Source organism: Tateyamaria sp. Alg231-49, from assembly GCF_900143535.1.
In the GTDB taxonomy this organism is placed as follows: Bacteria; Pseudomonadota; Alphaproteobacteria; order Rhodobacterales; family Rhodobacteraceae; genus Tateyamaria.
Genome location: NZ_FRFA01000007.1, coordinates 222,377 through 249,357 on the forward strand (window position 1 = coordinate 222,377; position 26,981 = coordinate 249,357).

Sequence of the window (26,981 nt, forward strand, 5' to 3'; positions counted from 1 at the left end):
ATCTGAGCACTCATGCTCAGAAGATCACTGGATTTAGCGGTTAGGTGCCTTTGGCGCCACATCATCGAGGTCATGCCAAGTGGCATCCGGGACACGCACCAGTTTGTGGCTGACGGTAATCCGTCTTTATCGCCGCAAACGCTATCGCAATGCAGCGACGCTTGGGCTTGTCGTGCTTGGGCCCGTGCTGGCGTTGGTTACGTATCTTGTTCTTGGACCGCTCGATCAAGGGTCGAGCGCACTTGCGCTGCGCCTCGTTCTGCTGGCCGATCTTGTTTACGTGTTGGTCGTTGCGGCCCTCGTGTTGTCTCAAATCGCCCGACTCATCGCGGCGCGGCGGGCGAAATCTGCCGGATCACGGCTCCACTTGCGGCTCACGGGTGTGTTTGCCGTTATGGCTCTTATCCCTACTGTGACCGTGGCTGTTTTCGCGGGCCTGACGGTGAACATCGGACTTGAGGGGTGGTTCTCTGATCGCGTCAGCCGCGTGGTCAGTGCGTCACTGGCGGCGGCACAGGCGTATGAGACCGAACAACGCGAAGATCTGATCACGGATGCACGGGCTCTGGCGCGTTACATAGACACAGTACGGGGCCAACAGACGGTTGGCGATAGAGAGGTGCTGAGCGAGGGGCAGGTGCAAGTACAGCGTGGCCTGCGCGAAGCTTACATGATCGATGGCACAGGCGATATGCGCGCACGTGGCAATCGCTCCTATCTTTTCGATTTTGAACGTCCTTCTGCCGATGAAATCAGCGCAGCCATCGCTGCGGGCGGCATTGTGATTCAGGACTGGCCCAACAACGAATTCCGCGCGCTGGTGCCACTGGCAAGCTATGTGGACCGTTTGCTCTACGTCAGTCGGCAGGTGGATGGGGAAATCCTGTCGCTTTTGGATGAAACGCAGGAAACCGTGCGGCTGTACCAACAGTTAGAGAGCGAGCGGGGTAAGGTTCTGTTTCAATACGGTATTTTGTATCTCGGCTTTGCTGTTATCCTTATTCTGGCGGCGATCTGGCTAGGCCTTTGGTTTGCTGAACGCCTTTCAGGCCCGGTGGGCCGACTGACGGGCGCGGCGCAGCGGGTTGGCGCGGGTGATCTGGATGTTCAGGTGCGCGAAGAGACGGGCGATGACGAAATCGCGATGCTAAGCCGGTACTTTAACCAGATGACCAAACAACTCAAAGGTCAGCGTAAAACGCTGTTGGACAACACCCAGCAGATTGAGCGGCGCGAACGGTTGTTTGACTCCGTGCTTGGGTCTGTCACGTCGGGGGTTGTTGGTTTGGATGCCAAGGGGCGTGTGACCTTTGTGAACCGATCCGGTTCGCGTTTGCTGGGATGGCGGGATGACCGCGAATCTGAGCCGCTGTCCGTCGCGGTGCCGGAGTTTGCAGCCTTGTTCGCGCTGGTGCGCGCCAGCAAACAGGAGGTGGTGCAGGACGAGGTCAAAGTGACACGCGGCGGACGTCTCGAGAACCTGTTGGTCCGGATCGCCAAGAGGCGGAGAGACGACGGACGGCTTGAAGGGTACGTGGTCGCTTTTGATGATGTGACGGATCTGCTGAGTGCGCAACGCATGGCCGCCTGGGGCGACGTGGCCCGCCGTATCGCGCACGAGATCAAGAACCCGCTGACCCCGATCCAGCTGAGCGCGGAGCGGATCAAACGCAAATTTGCCCACAAACTGGGCGAGGACAGCGATAGTCTGGAACAGATGACAGATGTGATTGTCCGCCAAACCGGGGATCTGCGCCGGATTGTGGATGAGTTTTCCAAATTCGCGCGTATGCCGGAACCGGACCGCAAGACCCATGATCTGGTGTCAATTGTGCGCGACGCGGTCGTGCTGCAGCAGTCTGGGCAACCCGAAGTCAAGATTACGGCCGACCTCCCGACAGAGCCGATCCTGTCCGAGGTCGATGCGACGATGTTGTCTCAGGCGCTGACCAACCTGATTAAGAACGCGGGCGAAGCGATTGATACTTTGTATGAAAAGGGCAAAGCGCCCGAAGGTCATTCCCGCCAGATCGAAGTTGCGATGTCTCTCGGAGCGTTGGGCACGGAAATAAAGATTTCGGACAATGGTATCGGATTGCCTGTGGATCGCGCGCGCCTTTTCGAACCTTACGTGACGACCCGAGACGAGGGCACGGGCCTTGGCCTGCCCATCGTCAAGAAGATCATTGAAGAACACGGGGGCACACTGACCCTCGATGATGCGGCCGTTTTTGAAGGCCAAACCCATTCCGGGGCCATGGCGGTGGTGACACTGCCCAACGATGTCCCCGCACAATTTGAGGAGGAGCAGGTGGTATGAGCGATATTCTGATCGTCGATGATGAACGCGACATTCGAGAGTTGATTTCGGATATTCTGAAGGATGAAGGGTATGCAACGCGGCTTGCCGGGAATTCGGATGATGCGATGGCCGAGGTCAACTCTGAACCCCCGGCGCTGATGATCCTAGACATCTGGTTGAAGGACAGCCAGATGGACGGGATCGACATCCTGAAGGCCGTGAAACGTGACAATCCGGATGTGCCCGTTGTCATAATTTCGGGCCACGGCAACATCGAGATTGCCGTCGCCGCGATAAAGCAGGGCGCATACGACTTCATCGAAAAACCCTTTAATATTGATCAGTTGCTGGTCGTGATCCGGCGCGCAATGGAAACTGCCCGCTTGCGGCGTGAAAACTCCAGCCTGCGTCGTCCCGAGACCGCACAGTCCACGATGGTCGGCGCGTCTGCCAGCTTTCGTGGCTTGATTTCGCAACTGGATAAAGTGACCAAGTCCAATGGCCGCGTGATGCTGTCGGGCCCTGCTGGGGCAGGCAAGGAACTGGCCGCCCGCTACATCCATGCCAAATCGGGCCGCGCGCAGTCTCCTTTTGTCACGGTAAACTGTGCCGGAGTCGAACCAGAAAACATGGAAGACATGTTGTTTGGCCGTGAATCAACGGATAGGGGTCTGGAAAAAGGGCTGCTCGAACAGGCCCATGGTGGCGTGATCTATTTTGACGAAGTGGCAGACATGCCCATCGGCACCCAATCCAAGATCTTGCGTGTCCTCGTCGATCAACAATTCCAACGCGTCGGCGGCAATGACAAGGTGCGCGTCGATCTGCGCGTGATCTCGTCCACCAACCGCGATCTGGAACAAGAGATTGCGGCGGGCACTTTCCGCGAGGAACTGTACCACCGGCTCAATGTCGTGCCGATTTCCGTTCCAAGCCTTGAAGAACGGCGCGAGGATATCCCGTTGCTGGCGACCCACTTTATCGAAGAATGCAACAGCACCCAAGGCCTGCCAAAGCGTGATTTGAGCGAAGATGCGTCGGCCCTTTTGCAGACCATGGTGTGGCCCGGCAATGTGCGTCAGTTGAAGAATATGGTCGAACGGGTGCTGATCCTTGGGGACGGCACAGGTCCGATTGAGGCCCGCGAATTGCCAGGATCAGAAGAGCCGACCAGCGAAGAGGGGCGAGTGGTTCTATCGGGGGCGCTGGCCACCTTGCCTTTGCGTGAGGCGCGTGAGGCGTTTGAGCGCGAGTACCTTCTGACCCAGATCAACCGCTTTGGTGGCAATATCAGCCGGACTGCGAACTTTGTCGGGATGGAGCGATCTGCCCTGCACCGCAAGCTAAAGTCGCTGGGCGTGGTTACGTCGTCGAAGGCGGGCGCGCGTGTGGCGCATTTGGATGAAGAAGAGCAGGACGCCGAAGCCAGCTGACCGGATACCGACACGGTTTCCGGACCGTTTTTGTGGCATTAAGCGCTATCTAGCGAGCGCGTACCGAAAGCTGTGCCAGCACGTCTAGCCCCTGCATGTTCAGGAAATGCAGCATGTCGATGAAGACCCAGTTTTCAGCCAGTTTGTCGCCATCACGCCGGTAAATATCGACCACCCGCATGTCCGCCCATTTCCCTGATGGTGGAAGTCCCAGGTAAGGCCCTGTGCATTCCATTGTCAGGTTCGCCCATCCGAAAAAGCCGCCATAGCTTCCTTCGGCCATGCGGCAGATGTGCCCGTTGAACTTGCGCGCGCCCAGTTGGGTGCGGAACGGCTGCTGGTGCTGCTGTATATATCGGTCGACGGTGTAGGTCGCCCCGATTCCGGTCGGACCCCACCAGATCATGTCGTCCAGCCAGTCTTGGGCCAGTTCTTCCTGCGGGGTTGGCGGGTTTTCTGCCTTGTTGGCGTTGTCGATCGCACCAATCATGCGTTCGATCAGGGCGAGAGTCTTGGCGCTCTCATTTGCGTCCTGTGCATCACGGAGCAGCCCGTCGTGAGTCATCGGCCCAGGCTGGACCAGTTGTGCCCCAGTCATGTCAGGCAGCGGATACTGACCCACTTGTGCCATCAGGTGCAGCAGGTCGATGAACAGAGCCTGTTCGATGATCTGGTCATTCTCAACGCGCGAAAACTCGGCATATCGGACCATGACGATCTTGCCTGTCGGTTGAATGCCCAGAAACGGCGCGTCAAAAAGCGCCATGAAATGACCCATGGAAGCGACCCATCTGCCGCCAGTTTCCAAATGGTTGTCCCCGGCAAAAAACACATCCTCACGGCGCTGAACCCGTGACATGGCCCGCAGGAAAGGGGCCCAGAACTCTTTTGCGACTGCACCGGGTCCGGTCTGAACATGGAACGGATGCATGCCGCGCCAGATCACCTCTGGCGCCAAGTGTTGGCCTAATGCGCTGGCAACCGTTTCTGACGTTGCTGCTGCCATTGCGGCGTGGTGGGCCTGCACGCAGGCCTTTGCACTTGAAAAGTCGGTCATTGGTTATCCTTGGGTCACGATCCGGAGCCCACCATCTGTCTTAATAGCGCAGCTGTTGGAATTCAGGCGAGGCAAAACGGGCGAGGGGCCAGGAGGCGAGGCTTCGGCCACGCCGCGCGGGCAGGCGGGCAACTCCACCGGGGAATAGCCAAGATCACTCATGCAAATCCCTTTGACGCGGGCCCGCAAACTCGCGTTCACGTCGACGGTATAGATTTCTCCCGGCACCCAGTATCCGCCCCGATTGTAGCAATTGCCTCTCGAGTCGCAGGCGCGGCGTGGAATGTATCGGGGGGCAGACTGGCGCGTCTGGTTGGCCACGGGTGCATCGCGCAGGGCCTGCACGTCGCAATTGGTGTCGTCGCGCGCAAATTGGACGGCTGTCACGCCTTCTGCATAGTAGGTCGAAACCGGCAGACAGCCGGACAAACATACAAGGGCGATGGCAACGAACGGAGCACGCATGTCAGCGACTCTGGCCCAACACTTGCGCGTTTACAATCATGATTTGCTGATTTTTGCACACGTTTGCAACCGTTGACCGGAAACGCCCGCTCTGTCATGCAAACGGGATGAATAGGGGCCTCAGGCGGGTCCAAACACCGGGGATACATATGAAGGTCATTATCTGCGGGGCAGGTCAGGTCGGCTGGCAAATTGCGCGCCATCTGTCGGGGGAGCGCAACGATGTCACCGTGGTCGACAGTGATCCGGACCTTGTGCGCCGTGCCACGGATACGCTGGATGTGCAGGGGATTGCGGGCTTTGCCAGTTACCCCGATGTATTGGACAGGGCCGGGGCGCGGGATGCCGATATGATCATTGCGGCCACCCATTCGGACGAGGTCAACATGGTCACCTGTCAGGTGGCGCATTCGGTTTTTGGCATCAACCGCAAGATTGCGCGCCTGCGCTCTCAGGCTTATCTGACCGCGATTTATTCCGATCTGTTCCGGCGCGATCACATGCCGATCGACGTGGTGATCAGTCCCGAACGAGAAGTGGCGGCCGCCGCCTTGCAGCGCCTCAGCGCGCCTGCCGCCTTTGACACGGAGATGTTTATCGACGGGCAGGCCCAATTGCTGGGTATTTCACTGGACCAGGACTGTCCGGTGGTGAACACGCCCTTGCGCCAATTGACGGACCTGTTTTCCACGTTGCGCGTGGTTGTGGTGGGCGTGCGCCGAGAAGGCACGCTTTTTGCACCCGAGGCTGGGGATCATCTGTTGCCGGGGGATGAGACGTACATCTTTTCCCATGTGGATGACGTGCCGCGCACGATGGAAGTGTTTGGCAAGACAATGACCAAGCAAGAGCGCCTTGTGGTCGTGGGCGGCGGTAACGTGGGGCTTGCCGTTGCGCGCGCACTCGAAAAACGCACCACCCGCGTGCGTACAAAGATGATCGAACGCAACCGCAAATGTGCAGAACTGGCCGCCGAAGCGCTGGAGCGCACAATCGTGTTGCATGGCGATGGTTTGGATGTGGCGTTGCTGTCTGAGGCAGGTGTTGCGCGGGCTGATGCGATGCTGGCCGTGACGGATGACGACAAAACCAACATGCTGGCGGCTGTGCGCGCCAAGGCAGAAGGCTGCCCCTATGCGATTGCATTGATCAACGATCCCACATTGGTGCCGATGATGGGGCCATTGGGAATTGATGCCTACATCAATCCGCGCGCCACGACCGTCAGTTCGATCTTGCGCCACATCCGTCATGGACGGGTACGCTCGGTTTATTCCATTGGGGATGCCGATGCAGAAGTGATCGAAGCCGAGGTGCTGTCCACCTCTCCGATGGCCGGTCAAAAGATAAACGAAATAGACTTTCCCGAAGGCGTGCTTGTCGGCTCGATCCGCAAGGGAGACAAGGTCATCCGCCCGGTCGGCAGGACGCGCATAGATGAGGGCGATGTGATTGCGCTGTTTGCGCTGGCCAAGGATGTGCCCGAGGTGGAGCGCCTGATGCAGGTCTCTATCGACTTTTTCTGATGCAACTGCCTGCACGACAGCCATCGCGTATCGGGGCCAACATTCTGCGTTTGCCGCTGTTTTTGCTGCTGGTTGGCGTGTTCTCGGCGTCGATGATGTTGCCTGCGGTCTACGGTGGCGTGGCACGTGACCTAGAGGCGGCGCGTGCCTTTCTCTACACAGCCATACTTGGCGTCAGCGCCTTTGCCATGATCGGACTGGCCCATGCGGGCCGCGATCCACGCCATGGGGCCCTTGGGCCACTCATGTCGTTACTCTGTGCCTTTGTCTTCCTGCCCTTTTTACTTGCTGTCCCATTTTACGAAGGGTTGGGTACAACCACTTTTCTGAATGCCTATGTCGAAATGGTCAGTGCGATCACAACGACCGGGGCCACGATGTTTGATGACCCCGAGCGGCTCAATGGCACGTTGCATCTGTGGCGCGCGCAGGTTGCGTGGATGGGTGGTTTGTTGATGTGGATTGCGGCCTCGGCCATTCTCGCCCCCCTGAACCTTGGTGGGTTCGAGGTCACGGCAAGGGCCGAACCGGGGCGCATGCAGACCCGTGACACGACCATGGCCGCGCCCGAAGTGCGGGTGCGCATTACCAAAGTCAGCACTGTTCTGATCCCAATCTATTTTGGTTTGACGGTGTTGTTATGGATCTTGCTGGCGGTTGGGGGGGATACGGGGTTGGTGGCGTTGTGTCACGCGATGTCGGTCATGGCGACCTCTGGTATTTCGCCTGTTGGGGGACTCACGGGGGCAAGCTCGGGCGTTACGGGCGAGGCGGTGATGATGCTGTTTATGCTGTTCGCCTTGTCGCGGCTGACCTTTTCGACCGACACGGTGACGTCCGACACAGGCGGTTTGCGCAGCGATCCCGAATTTCGGATCGGTATTGCGCTGGTTATCATTGTCCCGTTGGTTTTGTTTTTTCGCCACTATATGGGCGCGTTCGACGTGAACGCAGAAGACGACATTCAGGGTGGGGCCCGGGCGTTTTGGGGCAGTGCGTTTACGGTTTTGTCCTTTCTCACCACGACAGGCTTCATCTCGGCCAACTGGGGTGAGGCGCAGGCATGGTCAGGTCTTGGCACGCCGGGATTGTTGTTCATGGGCCTGGCTGTCATTGGGGGCGGGGTCGCCACAACGGCCGGCGGGGTCAAGTTGCTGCGGGTCTTCGCGCTCTACCTCAATGGACTGCGCGAAATGGAGCGGTTGGTGCACCCGTCTTCTGTCAGCGGCGGCAATCCTATGGGGCGGCGCTTGCAAAAGGGTGGGGCGTTTATCGCCTGGATCTTCTTTATGTTATTCGCGCTCAGCCTTGCGTTTCTGACCATCGCGCTGACGGCCACGGGCGTTGCGTTTGACACCAGTCTCGTGATTGTGGTCGCGGGCCTTTCTACAACCGGGCCGTTACTGGACGTGGCCGCTGGAGCACCGATTTCACTGGCGGAACTCAGCGGGACGGCCAAGGGCGTTTTTGTCGCAGCCATGGTGTTGGGACGTCTTGAGATGTTGGCCATCATCGCCCTTTTGACACCTGATTTGTGGCGTGGTTAGGCGGGCCTGTGCAACAGGTCCGTAACGGACTGTTTTTTGGGGTGGAATCTTCTGTGACCCCAAGACATACTCCGATCTTGAGGGGCGGTCTGATCCGCAGACCAAGCAAGAAAAAAGGGCGAACCCGAAATGGCTTCGGACAGACAGAATTTGCAGGATGCATTCCTGAATCACGTGCGCAAGACCAAGGTGCCCGTGACGATTTTCCTGATTAATGGCGTGAAATTGCAAGGCGTTATCACCTGGTTTGACAACTTTTGCGTGTTGTTGCGCCGTGACGGTCAAAGCCAGCTTGTCTACAAACACGCGATTTCGACCATCATGCCAAGCCAGCCGATCAGCTTGTATGAGGGCGAAGACGCCTCTTGAGCGAAACCGCGCCTGACGTCACCCGCGCGTGGGTGATCCATCCTGAAATCAAATCCGATCCTGACCGGCGCGAGGCTTCTCTTGCGCTGGCAGAGGCCGTTTCGCTGGCCCATGCCTTGCCTGAACTGGATGTGGTCGGGTCCGAAATTGCGCGGTTGCCGCGTCCTCGTGCGGGTCTGTTGTTTGGCAGTGGCAAGATCGATGAGATCGCCGCCCATTTGAAGGACAACGAGATTGAACTGGTTCTGGTGGACGGTGCCGTCACGCCGGTCCAGCAGCGCAATCTTGAGAAAGCGTGGAAGGTCAAATTGCTCGACCGCACTGGACTGATCCTTGAAATCTTCTCGGACCGGGCTGCTACACGCGAAGGCGTGTTGCAGGTCGAGATGGCAGCACTCAGCTATCAGCGCACGCGGTTGGTCCGGGCGTGGACGCACCTTGAACGCCAGCGTGGCGGTCTGGGTTTTGTCGGTGGTCCCGGTGAGACGCAGATTGAGGCGGACCGGCGCGCGATTGATACACAACTGGTGCGTTTGCGCCGGCAGTTGGACAAGGTTGTTAAAACACGCAGCCTGCACCGCGCCGCACGGGCCAAGGTGCCGTACCCAATTGTTGCCCTTGTGGGTTACACCAACGCCGGCAAATCCACGCTGTTCAACCGCCTGACGGGTGCGCAGGTGATGGCCAAGGATATGCTCTTTGCCACGCTGGACCCAACGATGCGCCGGGTCGAACTTGACTCGGGCCCCGAGGTTATCCTGTCAGACACAGTTGGGTTTATTTCTGACCTGCCCACCGAACTCGTCGCCTCCTTTCGCGCCACGCTTGAGGAAGTATTGGCGGCGGACATCATCGTACACGTCCGTGATATCTCGCATCCCGAAACAGAGGCGCAGGCCGAGGACGTGGCCGCCATCCTTAACGATTTGGGCGTGGATGAAGAGCGCACGCAGATCGAAGTATGGAACAAGCTGGATGCACTGCCAGACGATCTGGCCGATGCAGCGCGCGCGCGCGCCGTGCGTGAGGAAAACGTGTTTGCCATTTCTGCACTGACGGGCGAGGGGATCGCACCGCTGCTGGATCATGTGGCAGAAGTATTACAGGCGGCTGTTACGACAGAGACGCTGCATTTGCCTTATGCGGAGGGGCGCAAACGGGCCTGGCTATTTGAACAGGATGTGGTCGAAGAAGAACGTCAGAACGAAGACGGGTTCGAATTCGATGTGCGCTGGAGTGCCATGCAAAAGGCCCGGTTTGAGGGGCTGTAAATTGCCCTCGTAATCACGCCTGCGCTTTCTTTTTCTTCTTTGCCTCAATCACTTTTTCCGCCAGATCACGGGCGATTGCAAAAGCGCCTTTGATCTTGTCGCTGTCACGCGCCCAATCACGACGTACAACGATCTTGTTGTCCTTGACCTTGGCAAGCCCACGTTGATCCTGAATGAAGGTCACAAGGCCTTCGGGCGAGGCAAACTTGTCATTGTGGAACTGCACAGTCGCGCCCTTTGGTCCGCCATCCAGTTTGGCAATCCCGGCCCGTTTGCACATCGCCTTGATGCGCACGACCAGCATCAGCGTGTTAACCTCTTTGGGTAATTCGCCAAATCGGTCGATCAGTTCTGCGGCAAAACCTTCCAGTTCAACTTTGGTGCTCAACCCACTGAGACGGCGATACAATCCGAGCCGCACGTCAAGGTCGGGCACGTATGCCTCGGGGATCAGAACAGGCACGCCAAGGTTAATCTGTGGCGCCCATTGGCCGTCTTCTTCGCTGAGGCCCTCCATCTGCCCGGACTTGATCTTGGCGATCGCCTCTTCCAGCATGGATTGGTACAACTCGAAACCAACGTCGCGCATCTGGCCCGATTGTTCCTCGCCCAGCAGGTTGCCTGCACCGCGAATGTCGAGGTCTTGGGAGGCCAGCGTGAACCCGGCCCCAAGTGTGTCGAGAGAGCCGAGAACCCGCAGCCGTTTTTCTGCCGTCGCGGTCAGTTTCGCGCGCGGTTTGGTTGTCAAATAGGCGTAAGCACGGGTTTTGGAGCGTCCCACACGCCCACGGATTTGATATAGCTGCGCAAGGCCAAACATATCGGCCCGGTGCACAATCATCGTATTGGCAGTGGGGATGTCGAGGCCGGATTCCACAATTGTTGTGGCCAACAACACGTCATACTTGCCGTCATAAAAGGCGTTCATACGATCATCCAACTCTCCGGCGGCCATCTGACCATGGGCGATGACGTAGGTGAGTTCGGGTAATTGTTCCTTTAGGAATGCCTCGATCTCGGGCAGGTCAGAGATGCGCGGGACCACGTAAAACGACTGCCCGCCGCGATAGTGTTCGCGCAGCAGCGCTTCGCGGATGGTGACTGTGTCGAATTCAGAGACGTAGGTGCGGATGGCAAGGCGGTCTACAGGCGGAGTGCCGATGATCGACAGATCGCGCACGCCCGTCAGCGAGAGTTGCAGCGTGCGCGGGATGGGCGTCGCGGTCAGCGTCAGCACATGCACATCGGAGCGCATTTGTTTCAGCCGTTCCTTATGTGTGACGCCGAATTTCTGTTCCTCATCAATGACAAGCAGGCCGAGGTTCATAAACTTTACCCCCTTGGCCAAAAGCGCATGCGTCCCCACAACGATATCTGCGGTACCTTTGGCCATGGCATCGCGTGCATCGGCGGCATCCTTGGCAGATACAAACCGGCTGAGTTGGCGCACATTTATCGGGAAGCCGCGAAAACGTTCGGCAAAGCTTTTGTAGTGCTGCCGCGCCAACAGTGTCGTCGGTGCGATCACGGCCACCTGTACACCGGACATGGCGGCGACAAAGGCCGCACGCATCGCCACTTCGGTCTTGCCGAAACCAACATCACCGCAGATCAGGCGATCCATCGGAGCACCGCTGGTCAGATCGTCGATCACATTGCCGATGGCCGTCAATTGGTCGTCGGTTTCATCGTAGGGAAAGCGGGCCGAAAATGCGTCCCACATGCCGGGCGGGGGTTCGAGCACCGGTGCCTTGCGCAAGGCACGCTCTGCGGCGATGCGGATCAGCTTGTCCGCCATCTCGCGGATGCGTTCCTTGAGTTTGGCCTTTTTGGACTGCCATGCGCCTCCGCCCAAGCGGTCCAGCAATCCTTCTTCATGTCCGTACTTGGAAAGTAATTCGATGTTTTCGACTGGCAGGTACAGCTTTGAACTCTCTGCATATTCCAAAAGCAGGCATTCGTGGGCAGCGCCTGCCGCGGTGACGACTTCCATGCCCTGATAGCGCCCAATGCCGTGATCGACATGCACGACCAGATCGCCCGGGCTTAATGATTGTGTTTCGGTCAGGAAGTTCTCGGCGCGCCGTTTGCGTTTTGGTGCACGGATCAGGCGGTCGCCCAGCACGTCCTGTTCAGAGATCACTGTGATGCCGGGCGCTTCAAACCCGTGTTCCAAGGCCCAGACAACCAGATGCAGCCCACGCTTGCCAATGCGCGTGGCGTCTGTGATCGGGATGACCTCAGCCAGCCCCTCATCCTCAATGAGGCCCGTCAGGCGTTCGCGCGCGCCATCCGAATAACTGGCGACAACGACCGGACCAGCGTCCATTTTCGCTTTAATATGATCTGCCAAAGCGCCAAAAAGGCTCAAGGATTCCTGTTGGCGCTCTGGAGAAAAATTTCGCCCGATCCGCCCACCTGCATCCGTGACACCCAGTCCGGTTGCCTGTGGCAGTGCGCTGAATTGCAAGACCCGCTTGGCGGCCACTGCCGTTTCCCATGCAGAATCGTCCAGATACAGCCCTTCGGGCGGTGCCGGTTTATAGACCGAGTCCATCTTGGAGCGATGCGCCATCGCCAAACGCCGTGTTTCGTACTGGTCCGCAATGCTATCCCAACGGGCCAGCCGGGTTGGGGTTACCTGATCATCGAGCGAAATGCTTGCATCAGGGATGTAATCAAACAGCGTCTCAAGCCTGTCATGAAAGAAGGCCAGCCAGTGTTCAGCGCCTTGATGCTTGCGCCCTGCGCTGATCGCCTCATAAAGCGGGTCGTCGGTGCCCGCGGCCCCAAACTCAAGCCGGTAGGACTGGCGGAACCGCGTGACTGCGGCCTCATCCAAAATCACCTCGGACACAGGAGCCAGCTCAACCACATCCAGCTTTTCCGTGGTGCGTTGGGTTGCGGGATCAAAACGGCGTGCGCCGTCCAATACGTCGCCAAACAGGTCCAGCCGCACTGGCCCCAGATCGCCGGGCGGATAGATGTCGATAATGCCGCCGCGCACCGCATAGTCGCCGGGCTCCATCACTGTTGGGCTTTGCACAAACCCCATGCGCACAAGGAAATTGCGCAACGCCGCCTCATCCACGCGACCACCCACACGGGCAGAAAACGCCGCCTCGCGCAGCAGGTTGCGCGCTGGCACCCGTTGGCTGGCGGCGTTGATGGTTGTCAACAGCACAAACTTGTCTGGCATCCCGTGTGTCAGTGCCGCCAGCGTAGCCATCCGCTGGGCTGAGATGTCGGCATTGGGCGACACGCGATCATATGGCAGGCAATCCCACCCAGGAAAGACCAACACAGGCATATCTGGCGCAAAGAAGCGCAACGCCCCCTGCATGGCCGCCAGCCGCTTGTCGTCGCGCGCAACGTGCACAACCGGGCCACGCGCTGCGACTTCGTCCAAGATCAGCTTGGCGTCAAAGCCCTCTGGGGCGCCGGAAACGGTGATGTGGTCTGGCTGGCTCATGGGCTCGGGCGGTAATGAAAGCGAGCGCCTTCAATTGGGGCAATCGCGTTCTCTGTCAACCGCCGAAGGGGCCCACGGACATGTTTTGGTACATCCCCCATAGGGCTGTTGCGAAAATCGCGACCATCCCGATGGCCTGCACATAGGTGCGATGGCGGCCAAGGCGGCGCCAAAGTGCTTCGCCCGTCGCCTGTTCGATCTGTATCAACCGGGCGGTCGAGAGGTTCAGAGCGCCCACAAGGGACATTGGAAAACCCAGCAGAAACACCGCTTGCGCAAACTCGACACCATAGACAAAGCCCAACAGCGCAAGACCGGTGAGGAAAAAGCAGGTGAAGCCCAGCAGCCAGAGACCCGACACTTTGCTAATGAACAACAGCCGGTTTGTGTTGATGTGCACCAGCGCATCCAGATCTTCGGACGCTTGCCCGCCATAGCGCCGCGCGCGAGCCACCATGTCATAAGGCACGCCCAGCACCCAATGGCTGGCTGTCGACCACACAACCGCCAGCGCGATCCAGAACCACAGGTTCGAGAACGAGCGCATGTCGATGAGTTCAAAGATGGTTTCGTGCCAGTCCACGCGTCGCCTTGCTTGCCTCTTACGGGGCTTGCCCGCAGTGTTTGGCGACCCTCTTAGCGCGCGCGGGGCAGGATGCCTAGACTTGGCAAGCGCAAAATTCCATGCCACCCATAGCCTGTCACCCAAACTGGACAACTGCACATGCGCCCGACCCAAAGCCCCTTTCCGGCAACCCGCCTGCGCCGCACCCGCGCCACGCCGGCGATCCGCAACCTTGTGCGCCAGAATACGCTAAGCGTCGATGATTTCATTTGGCCCGTTTTTGTTCGGAGTGGCGAAGGGATAGAGGAGCCTATTTCTTCTATGCCCGGTGTCTTTCGCCGCTCGGTCGATAAAGTGGTCGAGGCCGCCCGCGAGGCTGCTGATCTGGGCATCCCGGCCATTTGCCTTTTCCCCTACACCGGACTCGAAGAGCGCACCGAAGACTGTGCGGGCGCCTGGGATCCGAACAACCATGCCAACAGGGCCATCCGTGCCATCAAAGCGGCGGTGCCCGAGATCGCCGTTATGACGGACGTCGCGCTCGATACCTACAACATCAACGGCCATGATGGGTTCGTCGAAGACGGAGAGATCGTGAATGACCGTACCGTTGAGGCGCTGGTCAAGATGACGCTGGCGCAGGCCGATGCGGGTGCCGACATCATTGGCCCCTCCGATATGATGGATGGCCGAATTGGTGCGATGCGGGCGGCACTTGAGGGCGCGGGCCATCAAAGGGTGATGATCCTCAGCTATGCCGCCAAATACGCCAGTGCATTCTATGGCCCGTTCCGGGATGCTGTCGGGGCGTCTGGTGCGCTCACGGGGGACAAGAAAACCTACCAGATGGACCCGGGCAATGCTGATGAGGCGATGCGCCTGATCGAACGCGATCTGGCTGAAGGGGCAGACATGATCATGGTCAAGCCGGGCCTGCCGTACCTTGATATCTGTCGCCGTGCTCGCGACACATTCGGAGCGCCCACTTTTGCCTATCAGGTGTCGGGCGAGTTTGCGATGATCAAGGCCGCAGGACAGAACGGCTGGATTGACGAGGAGCGGGTGATGCTCGAAAGCCTGATGGCTTTCAAGCGGGCAGGGTGCGACGGCATCCTCACCTATTTCGCGCCTGCCGCCGCCCGCCTGCTGCAAGGCGCATGACGCGATATTCGGGTCGCTGTCACTGCGGTTTTGTCCGCTTCGAAGTCGAGGCGGACATTGATCACGCGCGCATCTGTAATTGCAGCATCTGTCACAAGCGCGGAGCGCTGAACTTCCGTGTGCCCAATGATGCTCTGACCCTTCATACACCTTTGTCCGAACTGACGCTGTATGAGTGGGGATCGTTCACCGCCAAAGATTACTTTTGCCCACACTGCGGAATCCTTGCCTTCCGGCGCCCTGCGGCGCTGACACGGGGCGAAAGGGCACAAGGCCAGACAGAGTTCGATGGCTGGGCGGTCAACTTGCGATGTCTTGATGGATTTGACACCGACGGCATCCCAGTTCGTCACATTCCCGGGCGCGATATTGCGTTCGACGCCTAATCCTCAATCTTAACTCATAGCAAAAACCCGCCAAACAGTTGCAAACACGTGACAGGGGCCAGCAATAGGCGTATGGTTGCGCCAAGCGCGGGCAAACCGCGCAGCACATTGAGCAATACAGGCGGTTCAAACATGACACATTTAGGTATGTCGCGGCGTGTCTTCACGCTTGGGGCATTGGCATCTACAGGCGCAGTTGCAGCATGCGGCAACGGCGTGGGCAGTCGCGGCGCGGTCACAATCGACGCACGCGTTGGGGCCACGCTGGACGAGATGTATCGCAGCTATCCCAACACGCGCCAACTGGCAGACAAAGCGGATGGCCTGCTGGTCATGCCGCTGGTGACCGAGGCCGGGTTTGGTTTTGGCGGGGCCTACGGGCGCGGCGCGCTTTTGGTCAACGACACGACCGTTGACTATTATTCGGTCATCAAAGGATCAGGTGGCTTGCAAATCGGCGCACAGCAGTTCGCCCACGTGCTGTTTTTCATGACCAATGAGGCACTCACTGATTTCCGCCGTTCTCCCGGCTGGGCGGCAGGCGCGGATCTGGAATATGTGATCTCCGACAAAGGCGAAAGCGTTGCGGCAGACACAACCACAACCTTGTCTCCCGTGTTGGCTGCGGTCTTTGCCCAAGCTGGTCTGCGTCTTGGTGCGACATTGGAAGGCACGAAGTACACGCGCATCATTCCCTGATGCGCGATTTGCGTTGTAACGGTGGGTGAACGTTTGCGCGACTGCGCATATTGGCGCCACCCACCGGGCTACATCATCCCATCGCGCGCAATCGCTTGATCAGGCTCGATGTATCCCACCGACCGCCGCCCAGCTTTTGCACATCTTTGTAAAACTGATCGACCAGTGCCGTGACTGGTAGGCTGGCCCCGTTTTCGTCCGCTGTGTCCAGGCAAATCCCAAGGTCTTTGCGCATCCAGTCCACGGCAAAGCCATGATCAAAATGATCATCCAGCATCGTTTCGTAGCGGTTTGCCATTTGCCAAGAGCCTGCGGCGCCCTGACTGATCACCTCAACCACGGCACGCCCGTCAAGGCCCGCCTTTTCGGCAAAGTGCAGCGCCTCTGACAGGCCTTGAACAAGGCCTGCGATGGCAATCTGATTGCACATTTTGGTGGTTTGACCGGTGCCGCTTTCACCGATACGGCGGCACAGTTTGGCATAGGTGTTCATAACCGGTTCAGCGCGTTCATAAGCGCCGGCGTCCCCACCGCACATGATTGACAGGGCGGCATTCTCAGCCCCCGCCTGACCACCCGAAATCGGGGCATCCACATAGCTGATCTGCAAGGCATCTGCCGTAGCATAAAGCTCTGAAGTTACCGCCGCCGACACAGTGGTGTGATCGACAAAGACAGCGCCAGATTCCATCCCGGCAAACGCACCATCTTCCCCCAGAGTGACCGAGCGCAGGTCATCGTCATTACCCACGCAGGACATCACAAACTCTGCGCCTGAGGCGGCTTCGCGCGGTGTTGTTGCCATGGCTCCACCATAGGCCTTGACCCAAGCATCGGCCCTTGCCGCCGTCCGATTGTAAACCGTAACGTCGTGCCCTGCCTTTTGCAGATGCCCTGCCATTGGTCCGCCCATTACGCCCAGACCCAAGAATGCTAGCTTTGCCATGTTTTTCCCTCACGTTTTGCGCCAAGCCCCGCTTGCGCTTTTGTCCCTGTCTACCTAACAGTCATGAGCCAAGGGTCAACGCACAGCAAGGGGGACCGGTCGATATGGCAGTGGTGTTTCAGTGGCTTGTGCGCATGGCCGCGGTTCTGATTGTTCTGAGCGTGATGGCCATTGCGCTGGTGTATTACCTCGCCTCGCGGTCTTTGCCCAATTACGACGCCGTGGTGCGGGTCCCGGGGATCAGCGACACGATCGAAATCGTGCGCGACAATGCCAACGTGCCCCATATTTTTGCGGCCACCGACGCGGATGTATTTCATGGGTTGGGCTTTGCCCATGCACAAGATCGCCTGTGGCAGATGATGATGCTGCGGCGAACCGCACAAGGCCGCTTGAGCGAGTTGTTTGGCTCCGCCACTGTCGACGTGGACAGCTTTATCCGCCGTTTGGATATTTACCGGCTGGCTGTGCAGTCGGTTGAGGTGCAAGACGCGGAGACACTTACCGCCCTTAAAGCCTACGCCGCTGGCGTGAATGCCCGCCTTGATCAGATCAATGCGCAAGCGCTCGGGCGCGGTGCGCCTGAGATGTTTCTGTTCAATACGGCGCTTGCCCCGTGGCGGCCTGCAGACAGTCTGGCTGTGGCCAAGCTGATGGGGCTGCAACTGTCGGGGCATATGAGCGAGGAAGTGTTGCGTGCACGCGTGTCGCTGGCCTTGGATGATCCGGCCCGTTTGGCTGATATCCTGCCGGATGTACCCGGACCCGGTGTCGCCAGCTTGCCGGAATATGCGAGCCTCGTGCCCGGCGCGACGCAGTCGTTTGCAGCTTTGCCAGATGATCCGCATCCGCTCTCGCCGTTCCGTCCGCGCGGGCTGGCCGGGGCGTCGAATGCTTGGGCTGCTGCTGCATCAAGATCTGCTTCGGGCGGCACGCTGTTAGCCAATGATCCGCATTTGGGTTTTTCGGCCCCTGCGGTGTGGTATCTGGCCCGCCTTTCCTTGCAAAGCGGGGCGGTCATTGGTGGGACGATCCCCGGTATGCCTATGGTATTGACGGGGCGGTCAGAAAATTTGGGCTGGGGGCTGACCACGGCCTATGTGGACGATCAAGACGTTTTGATCGAAGAGCTGAACCCCGAAAATCCAAGCCAGTACCGCACGCCGGATGGGTTCAAGGATTTTGAGAGTCGGGCCTCTATCTTACAGATCAAGGGAGAGGACCCGGTTACTCTGACGCTGCGGTGGAGTGACAATGGCCCCATCTTGCCGGGCAGCTTCCGGAACCTTGAAACCGTCACGCCGCCGGGGCACGTGGCCGCGCTCAGTTGGACGGTGTTGTCGCCTAGCGACACGTCGGTGCAATCGGGTTTGCGGCTCATGATGGCCCAGACCGTGGCCGAGGCTATCAGCGCCGCCGAAGGCCACATCGCGCCTGCCCAGAACCTGACGCTGGTTGACCGCTCCAGCATCGCAATGAAGACAATTGGTGCGGTGCCGCGCCGTGATACGGCGCATCAAAGTCAAGGGCGGATGCCCTCGCTTGGCTGGCGTTCCGAAAACCGTTGGCAGGGGCGTATGGCCTATCAGTCAAACCCGGGTTTCGTCGCACCCGTTGGGGGTATCCTTGGCAACACGAACAACAAAACGATCGATCGCCCGTTTCCCAACCACGTCAGTTTTACATGGGGGGACACGCAGCGTGTCCAACGCTGGCGCCGTCTGATGCAGGCCCGCGAAGTGCACACACGCGACAGTTTTATCGAAGCGCAATTGGACACCGTGTCGATTACTGCGCGCACCCTGTTGCCCTTCATGGGGTCCGAGCTGTGGTTTACGGGCGAGGCCGCACCGTCAGGCACCCCGGAACGTCAGCGTCAGCGTGCACTGGCATTGCTGGCCGAGTGGAACGGGGAGATGAACGAACATTGGCCTGAACCGCTGATCTATGCGGCTTGGCTGCGCGCCCTTCAGGACCGGTTGGTACGGGACGAGTTGGGACCGCTGACCGATACCCTCACACACCCCGAACCATTGTTTATCGAACGTGTCTTTCGCGACATCGATGGGGCCGCTGTCTGGTGCGATGTGCGCCAATCCGCCCCGGTCGAAACCTGTGCGGACATGGCCCGGTTTGCGCTGGACGATGCGCTTGTCTGGATCAACGAAACATGGGGCAGTCAGCTGGAATCCTTGCGTTGGGGGGATGCCCATCAGGCCACTCACGATCATCAGGTACTGGGCGAGGTGCCGGTGCTGCGCAACCTCGTTAACATCCGCCAGTCGACGTCTGGAGGAGACAACACGCTCCAACGGGGTTTGACAAGCGGGCAGGGGCGCAACCCGTTCCATAATGTGCACGGGGCAGGCTATCGCGGGGTCTATGACTTTGCTGATCCGAACAGCTCGGTTTTCGTCATCTCGACGGGCCAATCGGGGCATTTCCTATCGCGTCACTATGACGATCTGGCGCAGCTCTGGCGGCGTGGAGAGTACATCCCCATGTCGCTTGACGAAGGGCTCGCGCGGGCCGCAGCTGTCGGGGTCACCCGTTTGGAGCCGCTGCGGTAGTGTCTACCATCCTGTTCAACAAACCTTTCGGCGTATTGTCCCAATTCACGGATAAAGGCACCCAAGGGTCCGCCCGCCCAACCTTGTCGGCCTATATCGATGTACCAGGCGTCTATCCGGCCGGGCGTCTGGATCGGGACAGCGAGGGATTGATGGTGCTGACGTCCGATGGCGCTCTACAGGCACGCATTGCCAATCCCAAGTTCAAGGCTCCCAAAACATACTGGGCGCAAGTCGAGGGCAATATCACAGAAGATGCGCTGGCGGCACTGGCACAAGGCGTGACTTTGAAAGACGGTCCCACGCGTCCGGCAACTGCGAAACGGATCGACGCTCCAACGCAGCTTTGGGACAGGGACCCACCGATCCGGATGCGCAAATCCGTACCCGATTGCTGGATTGAACTCACCCTGCGGGAAGGGCGCAACAGGCAAGTGCGGCGCATGACAGCGCATGTGGGCTATCCGACACTGAGGTTGATCCGTGTTGCGATCGGCGACTGGTCCTTAGACGATTTGCAACCAGGACAGTGGCGCCGGGTTTAAGCCTGCGTGGGCATCGTGTCGGTACTCAACCGGTCTTTGATATCAAAGACTGACGCCTTGAACGATTTCAGCCCGTCGCATCCGCTGCATCAAAACAGAGCCAGCCGCACTCGCCAACAGCACTGTCACGATCAACGCCATGGGCGTGCCATCAAACAAAAGACCCACTGGAGAGGCGAGAGCTGCTCCCAAAACGGTTGATACGGCCCCGATGACGGACGCCGCCATTCCCGCAATATGGCCCATTGGTTCCATCGCAATGGCGTTTAGATTGGCGACGGTCAGACCACCCTGAAACATCACCCCCCAAAGCCAAAAGACAAACACAGGGAACAGGAAAGGCAGACCGGCCAGCATCCACAGCACAAACACTGCCGAAAGAAGCACTTGTGTTGCAAGCGCCCACGTCACCAGCCGCCGCATCCCAAAACGCCCTACCACGGCGGCATTGAGCAAGCTGGACACACCGGATGCGATTGCAATCGCGCCAAACCAGAGCGGAAAGCTTTCCTCGCGCCCAAATGTAACATCAAAGATCGGTTGCACCATCGTCAGCACCGAAAACAGGGTCATCAACATCAGGGTCTGAACATAAATCGACAAACGTACGGTTGGGTTCGCAAACATCTGGCGCACCGCATCCAGCATCAATGGGACGCGCAAGGGGCGCCGGGCCTCGGCCGGTAGGGTTTCGCCGATGCGTGTTGAGAACCAAACAAACAAAACGATGCTGAACACTAGGAAAGCTGCAAAAATCGAACGCCACCCGAACGCATCGGAAATCACGGCCCCGATCAACGGCGCCACTCCGGGCACCAGCAAAAACACAACCATGGTCAGGGACATGATGCTGGCCATGGCGCGCCCGGAATAAAGGTCTCGGATGATGGCCGCCGACACAACGCGCGGCCCCGCAGCCCCAAGGCCCTGCAAAACGCGCGCTGCCAACATCAGTTCCAGCGTAGGAGCCATCCAGCTGAGAACAGCGCCAAGCGCGTAGACGGCAAGGCCTGCGTAGACCACAGGCTTGCGCCCATAGGCATCCGACAACGGCCCGGTAAAGAATGTGCCAGCGCCCATGCCGATCACGAAAAACGTCATAACCAGAGCGGCTTGCGCCACACCCAGCGGCGCGATGTCGGCGGAAATCGCGGGCAGGGCTGGCATCATCGCGTCGATCGAAAATGCGATTGTTGCGAACATCATCGCCATCAGGGCGATAAATTCGACCTTGCTGAGGTTTTGCCCCTTTGGGGTTGCCACGGCTCATCCGCTCCATAGTTACAGACGCTAAGTCGCGTCACTTTGGTCGATGGAAGCGCGAGGTGCAACGACTTATGGTTGAGAAGTGGACAATTTTTTAACTTATGCGTGTTTACGTGAGGTCAATCCGCGCCAGCGCGCAGTTCATCGATGACCTGCGCCCAAAGCTCAGGGGGCTGGGCCCCGGGCACCGCGTGTTTGCCTGCCACGATGAACGTCGGTACCGAATTGATCCCCATACTCCGGCTATGGGTGTCGCGAGCGGAAATATCTGCCCGATCTGCATCTGACGCCAGCAGACGCGTTACGACAGCGGCGTCCATCTCTATGCTGTCTGCAATGTCAGCCAACACTTCATGATCGCCAATATCGCGTGCATCCACAAAATAGGCTTTGAACAGGGCGGATACGGCGGCGGTTTGTTTGCCCTCGATCCCGGCCCAGTGAATGAGGCGGTGTGCGTCCAGCGTGTTCGGGGTGCGCTGCATGCCTTCAAAGTCGATCTTGAGCCCGGCTTTGGCTGCGTTTTCCACGACGGGTGCATAGGCGCGCACAGCCCCTTCTTTGCCGCCAAACTTGCCCTCAAGATATGCGCGCCGATCCATTCCGCCTTCGGGCATGTCAGGGTTCAACTGGAATGGGTGCCATTCAATGACGAAGGGATGATCCGGATGTGCCGCCAGTGCACGGTCCAGATGCGCCTTGCCGATGTAACACCACGGGCAGATCGGATCTGACATGATGTCGAGTTTGATGGGGCCGTCAGTGGGTTCGGTCATGTCAGTGAGCTTTCGTATTCTTGGGCCAGTACAGGTGCAGGCGGCGGCGCAGGATTTTGCCATTGGCGCTCATCGGCATCTGTTTGACCCGGATATAGGCACGGGGCTGTTTGTACGTTGCTAAGTTGGGCTCCACATATGTGCGCAAGGCGTCTTCGTCCAGTGGGGCCGCGCTTGAATAAAAAGCGACGATCACATGTACACCTGGTTTGACCTCAACCTCTGCCGCCCCTGCGGACGTCACGCCCGGTGCTGCGGAGACCACCGCCTCTACCTCAATTGGAGAGACGCGATACCCACCCGCGTTCATCATGTCGTCATCGCGCCCAAGGTAGTGGATCTGCCCATCCGCGCTCATGCGGCCCAGATCCCCGGTGAGGAACCAGTCATCCTTAAATTTTGCCTGTGTCTCAGCAGGGTGCCCAAGATAGCCGATCATAAGGCCCGGATCGCTTTGGTGCACTGAAATGACACCGACATCACCTATCGGCACTGGCCCTTGCGCTCCAATGATGGCCACCCGGCGACCGGGTTGGGGGCGCCCAAGCGCTTGTGTCTCGCAAGGCGCTTCGGGGTTTGACGAGATGAAGGTGGAGCACTCAGACAACCCGTATGCTTCATAGATTTGGGTGCCGGTTGCAGTCTGCCACGCCTCTTGGGTCGCCGCGGGCAGCTTTTCACCGGCGCTGAGGGCATGGCGCAGGTCGGGCAGGGCGTGCAAGGGGCCGCGGGCCAACATCTGCCGGTAGACGCCTGGAGCGGCGGCAAACAGGGTGCCGTTGTGCCGGGCCAACAAAACGCAGAGCGTCTCTGGCGGCGTGCCAGAGCCTGGGACAAGTGCTGTGGCCCCGACGCTCCATGGATCCATCAGGCCTGTGCCCAACGTGTAGGTCCAGTTGAATGCCCCGGCATGCATCAGCACATCGTCCGGTCGCAGACCGTACCAGCCTTGGTGCATCATCCGACGGGCCCAGATCGCGCGATGGGCATGCGCGACGGCACGAGGCGCACCAGACGTTCCGGACGTATAAACGATATATCCCAACCGATCGGGATCGCCCATGTCCCATGGCGCCGGAGGAAGCGCACGCATTTCGCGCAGCGCCGCGAGACCGATTTCAGGAGCGCCGGGGACAGAGGTAACATCAGGATCGCGCAGAATGATACGAGGCTGCATCTGCGCGACAATCAGTGCGACTTCGTTCACGCTGAGCGCGGCGGACGTTGGAATTGGGACAAGCCCGACAGCCAACGCGCCGAGATAGGCAATGGGGAAGTCGATGGTATTGCCCAGCCGCAGCAGGATTTTGTCCCCGGGCTTGCACCCGGCTTGAAGAAACCCAGTCCCCGTGCAACGCACTGCCGCCACCAGCTTTGCATATGTAAAGCTCTCAACGCTTTTCTCGGACACCACCGCCACAGCAACCTTGTCTGGCAAGGCGTCCGCGCGTGAAAGAACGTATGCCGCCATGTTGAACGGGCTTGGGCAGGCAGGAAATGGTTTGGGGTTTGTGACGCTCAGCATGAGTCTAGCGCTACGGTCTGGCGACCAGTGTTGCAAGCGTGACTGCGGCACCATATAGAATGTGGCATGACCGGAAAAGATCCCAAATCTCTGATTGAAATCGCGCGCTCGACTGGCAGCGAAGAGATGCCTGAGCCGTTGGATCTGGGCGCACGGGTGCGGGAGTTGCGCAAAGCGCGAGACTGGACGCTCGAGCAGGCCGCAGGGCAGGCGGGATTGGCGCGGTCGACTTTGTCCAAGATCGAAAACGGACAAATGTCACCCACCTATGAGGCCCTAAAAAAGCTGGCCGTGGGGCTGGAAATTTCGGTTCCTCAACTGTTTACGCCGCCTGAAAAGGGGCAGATCAACGGACGCATGGTGATGACCCGCTCGGGCGAGGGCAACGCACAGGCAACAGTGACGTATGAGCATGAATTGCTTGCCGAAGCCCTTACGAAGAAAACTATGTTGCCCTACCGCGCGCGTGTGCGGGCGCGCACCATGGATGAATTTGACGGCTGGGTACGACACGACGGCGAAGAGTTTCTATACGTGCTGACGGGTGTGATCCGACTGTATACCGAATTCTACGAACCCGTAGAAATGCGGCGCGGAGACAGCGCGTATTACGACGCAACGATGGGCCACAACGTGGTGTCCACCAGCGACGATGACGCGCTGATCCTTTGGGTGACATCGCTAGCCTGATGATCAGGCGGTATGCCGTTCTGTGGATGTTTGCCGCGTCAGATACGCATCGAATGCATCTTGCGCCTCTTTAAGTGACATATCGTGCGTGGCGGCCAGATAACTCTCAAAACGTTCTTGGTCCGCTTTTAGAAACGGCATGGCGCTTGGTTCAAGGTTTGGGAACTCATTGCACAAGGCAGTAAAGCTCGCCGCCCAATTTTGGGTCAGGTCGTTCCAGTTCATGCGTACCCCCGTACGGTCTAGGTCTGGCCGTGTCAAAGGCCATAGTAGCGACGTTGCAGATTGTTTACGCACGTCAGACATCCAACCCGGGCAGACTCTATTGCAATTGGCAGAGCGATCAAGGTTTATCGCGCGAAAAATTTTAGATACAACCTATGATAGAATATGCCTGTGGCCAGTTGGGCAACGACAAAGCCAGTCACCAGCGGCCCCGCAATATCGCCGTGCAAGTGAAGACGGGGTCACAGCAGGATTGAGGTGTGCACCTGAAATAGAGCCAACAACGGTGATGATGTCGTAGAGCATACATCGGGTGGCAATCGCTTTGCCCAGCAAAGCGATTGCGTCACTTTCCTATGCAAGGGGCGCACCCAAAGTGCCGTAGCCGATGACGCTGAATGGCAGCGTCATTGTGCCGACCCCTTGGGCGATCAGTTGCAGGCGTATGGGACTACTCTTCGTACCACCAGAACTGTGGCATCCAATCCGGCCCATCGCCGTAGATTGGGATAACGTCAGGGTGTTTCATCTCTTTGACATGCGCGATCCGGCCTGTCGTGAACTGCCAGAACGGCACCACATAACGTCCCGCGATCAAAAGACGGTCGAGGGCGCGGGTCGCGGCAACGCTCTCTTCGGCACTGCGGGCTGTGAGCATAGCGGTGATCATCGCGTCAATGGCAGGGTCTTTGGCCCCCATGAGATTGCGTGAGCCTTCTTGATCCGCGGCTTCAGATCCCCAGTAGAAAAACTGTTCGTTTCCGGGGCTCAGTGACATGGCGCGGCGATGGTATGTCATGTCGAAGTCATAGGTGGTTGTACGGGCCGTGAATTGCGCGCCGTCCACCAGTTCGGTTGTGACGTCGATTCCCATTTGTTCAAGCGCCTGAGTGTAGAGATCCGCGATTGCGCGGTCTTCACTGCGTTGCTGATCCAAGAGAATGGTAAAGGCCATGGCCTGACCATCGGCATTGCGCAATTTGCCGTCTTGAGTCGTCCATCCAGCCTCTTCCAGCAGGCCAAGGGCGCGGCGCAGACCGGCACGGTTGCGCAAAGTGCCATCGCTTTGGGGCAGTTCATAACCTTCCATCACACCTGGCAACAGTTTCCCGTTGAAGGGCGCGAGCAATGCGGCAACCGCGCCTTTGGCTGGTCCGGGTTCCATGGCAAGTGGCGAATTGGAGAAGTATGAGGTGATGCGCGGTTGTGCGCCGCCTGTAAGGGTGTCGTTGATGTATTCAAAGTTGAATGCGGTGATCAGCGCCTCGCGCACGCGCCAGTCATCAAACGGCGCCCGCCTTGTATTCATGACAAAGCCGGTGATGCCGGATGGCTTTTGGTGTTTGATTTCTGACTTCGACACTGCGCCAGATTCGACGCGGGGGAAGCTGTACTGGTTGGCCCAGGCATCTGCGTTGAACTCGCGCATGGCAGATACGCCGCCTGCCTTGAAGGCTTCGAACACCACATCGCCGTCGCCGTAAAAATCGATTGTGATTTCGTCAAAGTTGAAAGTGCCGCGCATAAAGTTCAGGTCGGCACCCCAATAGTCAGGATTGCGCGTCAGGACGACATTACGGGCCGCCTCGTAATCGCTGATCACGTAAGGTCCGCTTCCTATCGGGATATCGCCAAGGGCAGCATCGGCGAAGGATTTCCCTTCCCACTGCGCCTTTTGCAGAATCGGACGCATGCCTGCCAGCAACGCCAGTTCGCGATTTTCGGTGTTGAAGGTAAACCGGACGGTGGCCGGGCCGACCTGCTCAAGAGTTTCGATCTGGGTCCAGAGACTGCGGTAGCGTCCATGCCCTTCGGTCCCAAGCGTTTCGTAGGACCAGATCACATCCTCGACCGTCACCGGGCTGCCATCAGAGAACCGCGCCTCGGGGCGCAGGGTGAACTCCACCCAAGAGCGATCGTCCGGCACCTCAATCGATTCGGCGAGCACGCCGTAGAGCGCAAAGGGTTCGTTGCGGTTGCGCCCCATCAGGGATTCGTGGGTTAAAAAACGCAGCTGCCAGGGCACGTTGCCCTTCTGAATGTAGGGATTGAGCGAATCAAAGCTGCCAGTGTTTGCCAGCGTTATGGCGCCGCCTTTTGGGGCATCGGGATTCGCGTGCGGAAGAGACACAAAATCCGGTGGTAGGGCAGGCGCTCCATACATAGCTATGCCATGGCTTGGCTC

At 58.8% G+C, this 26,981-nt stretch carries 23 protein-coding genes; 12 read left to right on the top strand and 11 right to left on the bottom strand.

What is annotated here, in order from left to right; translation table 11 throughout:
• Positions 1–79: 79 nt before the first annotated feature.
• Both DHN60_RS13095 and DHN60_RS13100 read left to right on the top strand, forming a co-directional pair.
• A complete protein-coding gene (locus DHN60_RS13095) occupies positions 80–2,320 on the top strand; it encodes an ATP-binding protein (protein WP_368773171.1) in 2,241 nt (746 codons plus the stop codon).
• Positions 2,317–3,735 (top strand): sigma-54 dependent transcriptional regulator, encoded by a 1,419-nt coding sequence (locus DHN60_RS13100; RefSeq protein ID WP_108837754.1) that lies wholly within the window; start codon positions 2,317–2,319, stop codon positions 3,733–3,735. Before DHN60_RS13095 ends, DHN60_RS13100 begins: the two co-directional genes overlap by 4 nt.
• A gap of 49 nt (positions 3,736–3,784) precedes the next feature.
• Here DHN60_RS13100 and DHN60_RS13105 read toward each other — a convergent pair whose 3' ends face one another.
• Positions 3,785–4,792, bottom strand: coding sequence for an ester cyclase (locus DHN60_RS13105; protein WP_108837755.1), 1,008 nt, complete (start codon positions 4,790–4,792; stop codon positions 3,785–3,787).
• Between the two features lie 3 nt (positions 4,793–4,795).
• Entirely contained in the window at positions 4,796–5,257 is a 462-nt protein-coding gene (locus DHN60_RS13110; RefSeq protein ID WP_108837756.1) for a hypothetical protein, read from the bottom strand.
• Between the two features lie 149 nt (positions 5,258–5,406).
• On the opposite strand from DHN60_RS13110, the gene trkA reads away from it, so the two are divergent.
• From trkA to hflX, 4 genes are all read left to right on the top strand, one after another.
• Positions 5,407–6,783 carry a Trk system potassium transporter TrkA gene (trkA, locus tag DHN60_RS13115; RefSeq protein ID WP_108837757.1) on the top strand — a complete coding sequence of 459 codons (1,377 nt, stop codon included), beginning with the start codon at positions 5,407–5,409 and terminating at the stop codon, positions 6,781–6,783.
• The gene (locus tag DHN60_RS13120) at positions 6,783–8,330 is read left to right on the top strand and encodes a TrkH family potassium uptake protein (protein ID WP_108837758.1); all 1,548 of its coding nucleotides are present in this window, start codon (positions 6,783–6,785) and stop codon (positions 8,328–8,330) included. Before trkA ends, DHN60_RS13120 begins: the two co-directional genes overlap by 1 nt.
• A gap of 129 nt (positions 8,331–8,459) precedes the next feature.
• Positions 8,460–8,699 (top strand): RNA chaperone Hfq, encoded by a 240-nt coding sequence (gene hfq, locus DHN60_RS13125; protein WP_007119530.1) that lies wholly within the window; start codon positions 8,460–8,462, stop codon positions 8,697–8,699.
• Positions 8,696–9,970 carry a GTPase HflX gene (hflX, locus tag DHN60_RS13130; protein ID WP_108837759.1) on the top strand — a complete coding sequence of 425 codons (1,275 nt, stop codon included), beginning with the start codon at positions 8,696–8,698 and terminating at the stop codon, positions 9,968–9,970. Before hfq ends, hflX begins: the two co-directional genes overlap by 4 nt.
• 13 nt (positions 9,971–9,983) lie before the next feature.
• Here the strand turns inward: hflX and mfd are convergent, their stop codons facing one another.
• Positions 9,984–13,442 carry a transcription-repair coupling factor gene (mfd, locus tag DHN60_RS13135; RefSeq protein ID WP_108837760.1) on the bottom strand — a complete coding sequence of 1,153 codons (3,459 nt, stop codon included), beginning with the start codon at positions 13,440–13,442 and terminating at the stop codon, positions 9,984–9,986.
• Between the two features lie 55 nt (positions 13,443–13,497).
• A complete protein-coding gene (locus tag DHN60_RS13140) occupies positions 13,498–14,025 on the bottom strand; it encodes a component of SufBCD complex (protein ID WP_108837761.1) in 528 nt (175 codons plus the stop codon).
• A gap of 141 nt (positions 14,026–14,166) precedes the next feature.
• On the opposite strand from DHN60_RS13140, the gene hemB reads away from it, so the two are divergent.
• From hemB to DHN60_RS13155, 3 genes are all read left to right on the top strand, one after another.
• On the top strand, positions 14,167–15,168 hold the full coding sequence (gene hemB / locus DHN60_RS13145; protein ID WP_108837762.1) for a porphobilinogen synthase: 1,002 nt from the start codon (positions 14,167–14,169) through the stop codon (positions 15,166–15,168).
• Complete coding sequence (locus tag DHN60_RS13150; RefSeq protein ID WP_108837763.1) at positions 15,165–15,554, top strand: GFA family protein; 390 nt, start codon at positions 15,165–15,167, stop codon at positions 15,552–15,554. The genes hemB and DHN60_RS13150 overlap by 4 nt, the downstream gene beginning before the upstream one ends.
• Before the next feature lie 132 nt (positions 15,555–15,686).
• On the top strand, positions 15,687–16,253 hold the full coding sequence (locus DHN60_RS13155; RefSeq protein ID WP_108837764.1) for a YSC84-related protein: 567 nt from the start codon (positions 15,687–15,689) through the stop codon (positions 16,251–16,253).
• Between the two features lie 73 nt (positions 16,254–16,326).
• Here the strand turns inward: DHN60_RS13155 and DHN60_RS13160 are convergent, their stop codons facing one another.
• Positions 16,327–17,199 carry an NAD(P)-dependent oxidoreductase gene (locus tag DHN60_RS13160; RefSeq protein WP_108837765.1) on the bottom strand — a complete coding sequence of 291 codons (873 nt, stop codon included), beginning with the start codon at positions 17,197–17,199 and terminating at the stop codon, positions 16,327–16,329.
• A 104-nt stretch (positions 17,200–17,303) separates the two neighbouring features.
• Between DHN60_RS13160 and DHN60_RS13165 the strand changes: the two genes are divergently transcribed.
• Both DHN60_RS13165 and DHN60_RS13170 read left to right on the top strand, forming a co-directional pair.
• Positions 17,304–19,769, top strand: a complete 2,466-nt coding sequence (locus DHN60_RS13165; protein ID WP_108837766.1) for a penicillin acylase family protein — start codon at positions 17,304–17,306, stop codon at positions 19,767–19,769.
• The gene (locus DHN60_RS13170; protein WP_108837767.1) at positions 19,769–20,314 is read left to right on the top strand and encodes an rRNA large subunit pseudouridine synthase E; all 546 of its coding nucleotides are present in this window, start codon (positions 19,769–19,771) and stop codon (positions 20,312–20,314) included. The genes DHN60_RS13165 and DHN60_RS13170 overlap by 1 nt, the downstream gene beginning before the upstream one ends.
• 42 nt (positions 20,315–20,356) lie before the next feature.
• Here DHN60_RS13170 and DHN60_RS13175 read toward each other — a convergent pair whose 3' ends face one another.
• From DHN60_RS13175 to DHN60_RS13185, 3 genes are all read right to left on the bottom strand, one after another.
• On the bottom strand, positions 20,357–21,577 hold the full coding sequence (locus DHN60_RS13175; RefSeq protein ID WP_234423634.1) for a multidrug effflux MFS transporter: 1,221 nt from the start codon (positions 21,575–21,577) through the stop codon (positions 20,357–20,359).
• A 122-nt stretch (positions 21,578–21,699) separates the two neighbouring features.
• Positions 21,700–22,356, bottom strand: a complete 657-nt coding sequence (locus tag DHN60_RS13180; RefSeq protein WP_108837768.1) for a DsbA family oxidoreductase — start codon at positions 22,354–22,356, stop codon at positions 21,700–21,702.
• Between the two features lies 1 nt (position 22,357).
• Positions 22,358–23,881: a class I adenylate-forming enzyme family protein gene (locus DHN60_RS13185; protein ID WP_108837769.1), complete on the bottom strand. Its 1,524-nt coding sequence runs from the start codon at positions 23,879–23,881 to the stop codon at positions 22,358–22,360.
• A 66-nt stretch (positions 23,882–23,947) separates the two neighbouring features.
• Here DHN60_RS13185 and DHN60_RS13190 point away from each other — a divergent pair, with 66 nt between their 5' ends.
• Entirely contained in the window at positions 23,948–24,571 is a 624-nt protein-coding gene (locus DHN60_RS13190) for a helix-turn-helix domain-containing protein (protein WP_108837770.1), read from the top strand.
• Positions 24,572–24,574: 3 nt separating this feature from the next.
• Here DHN60_RS13190 and DHN60_RS13195 read toward each other — a convergent pair whose 3' ends face one another.
• The 3 genes from DHN60_RS13195 to DHN60_RS13205 all read right to left on the bottom strand — a co-directional run bounded on the left by DHN60_RS13195 (position 24,575) and on the right by DHN60_RS13205 (position 26,960).
• Positions 24,575–24,796 (bottom strand): hypothetical protein, encoded by a 222-nt coding sequence (locus DHN60_RS13195; protein ID WP_108837771.1) that lies wholly within the window; start codon positions 24,794–24,796, stop codon positions 24,575–24,577.
• A gap of 153 nt (positions 24,797–24,949) precedes the next feature.
• The gene (locus DHN60_RS22840) at positions 24,950–25,132 is read right to left on the bottom strand and encodes an aquaporin (protein WP_255415568.1); all 183 of its coding nucleotides are present in this window, start codon (positions 25,130–25,132) and stop codon (positions 24,950–24,952) included.
• Between the two features lie 115 nt (positions 25,133–25,247).
• A complete protein-coding gene (locus tag DHN60_RS13205; RefSeq protein WP_108837828.1) occupies positions 25,248–26,960 on the bottom strand; it encodes an extracellular solute-binding protein in 1,713 nt (570 codons plus the stop codon).
• Positions 26,961–26,981 lie beyond the last annotated feature (21 nt).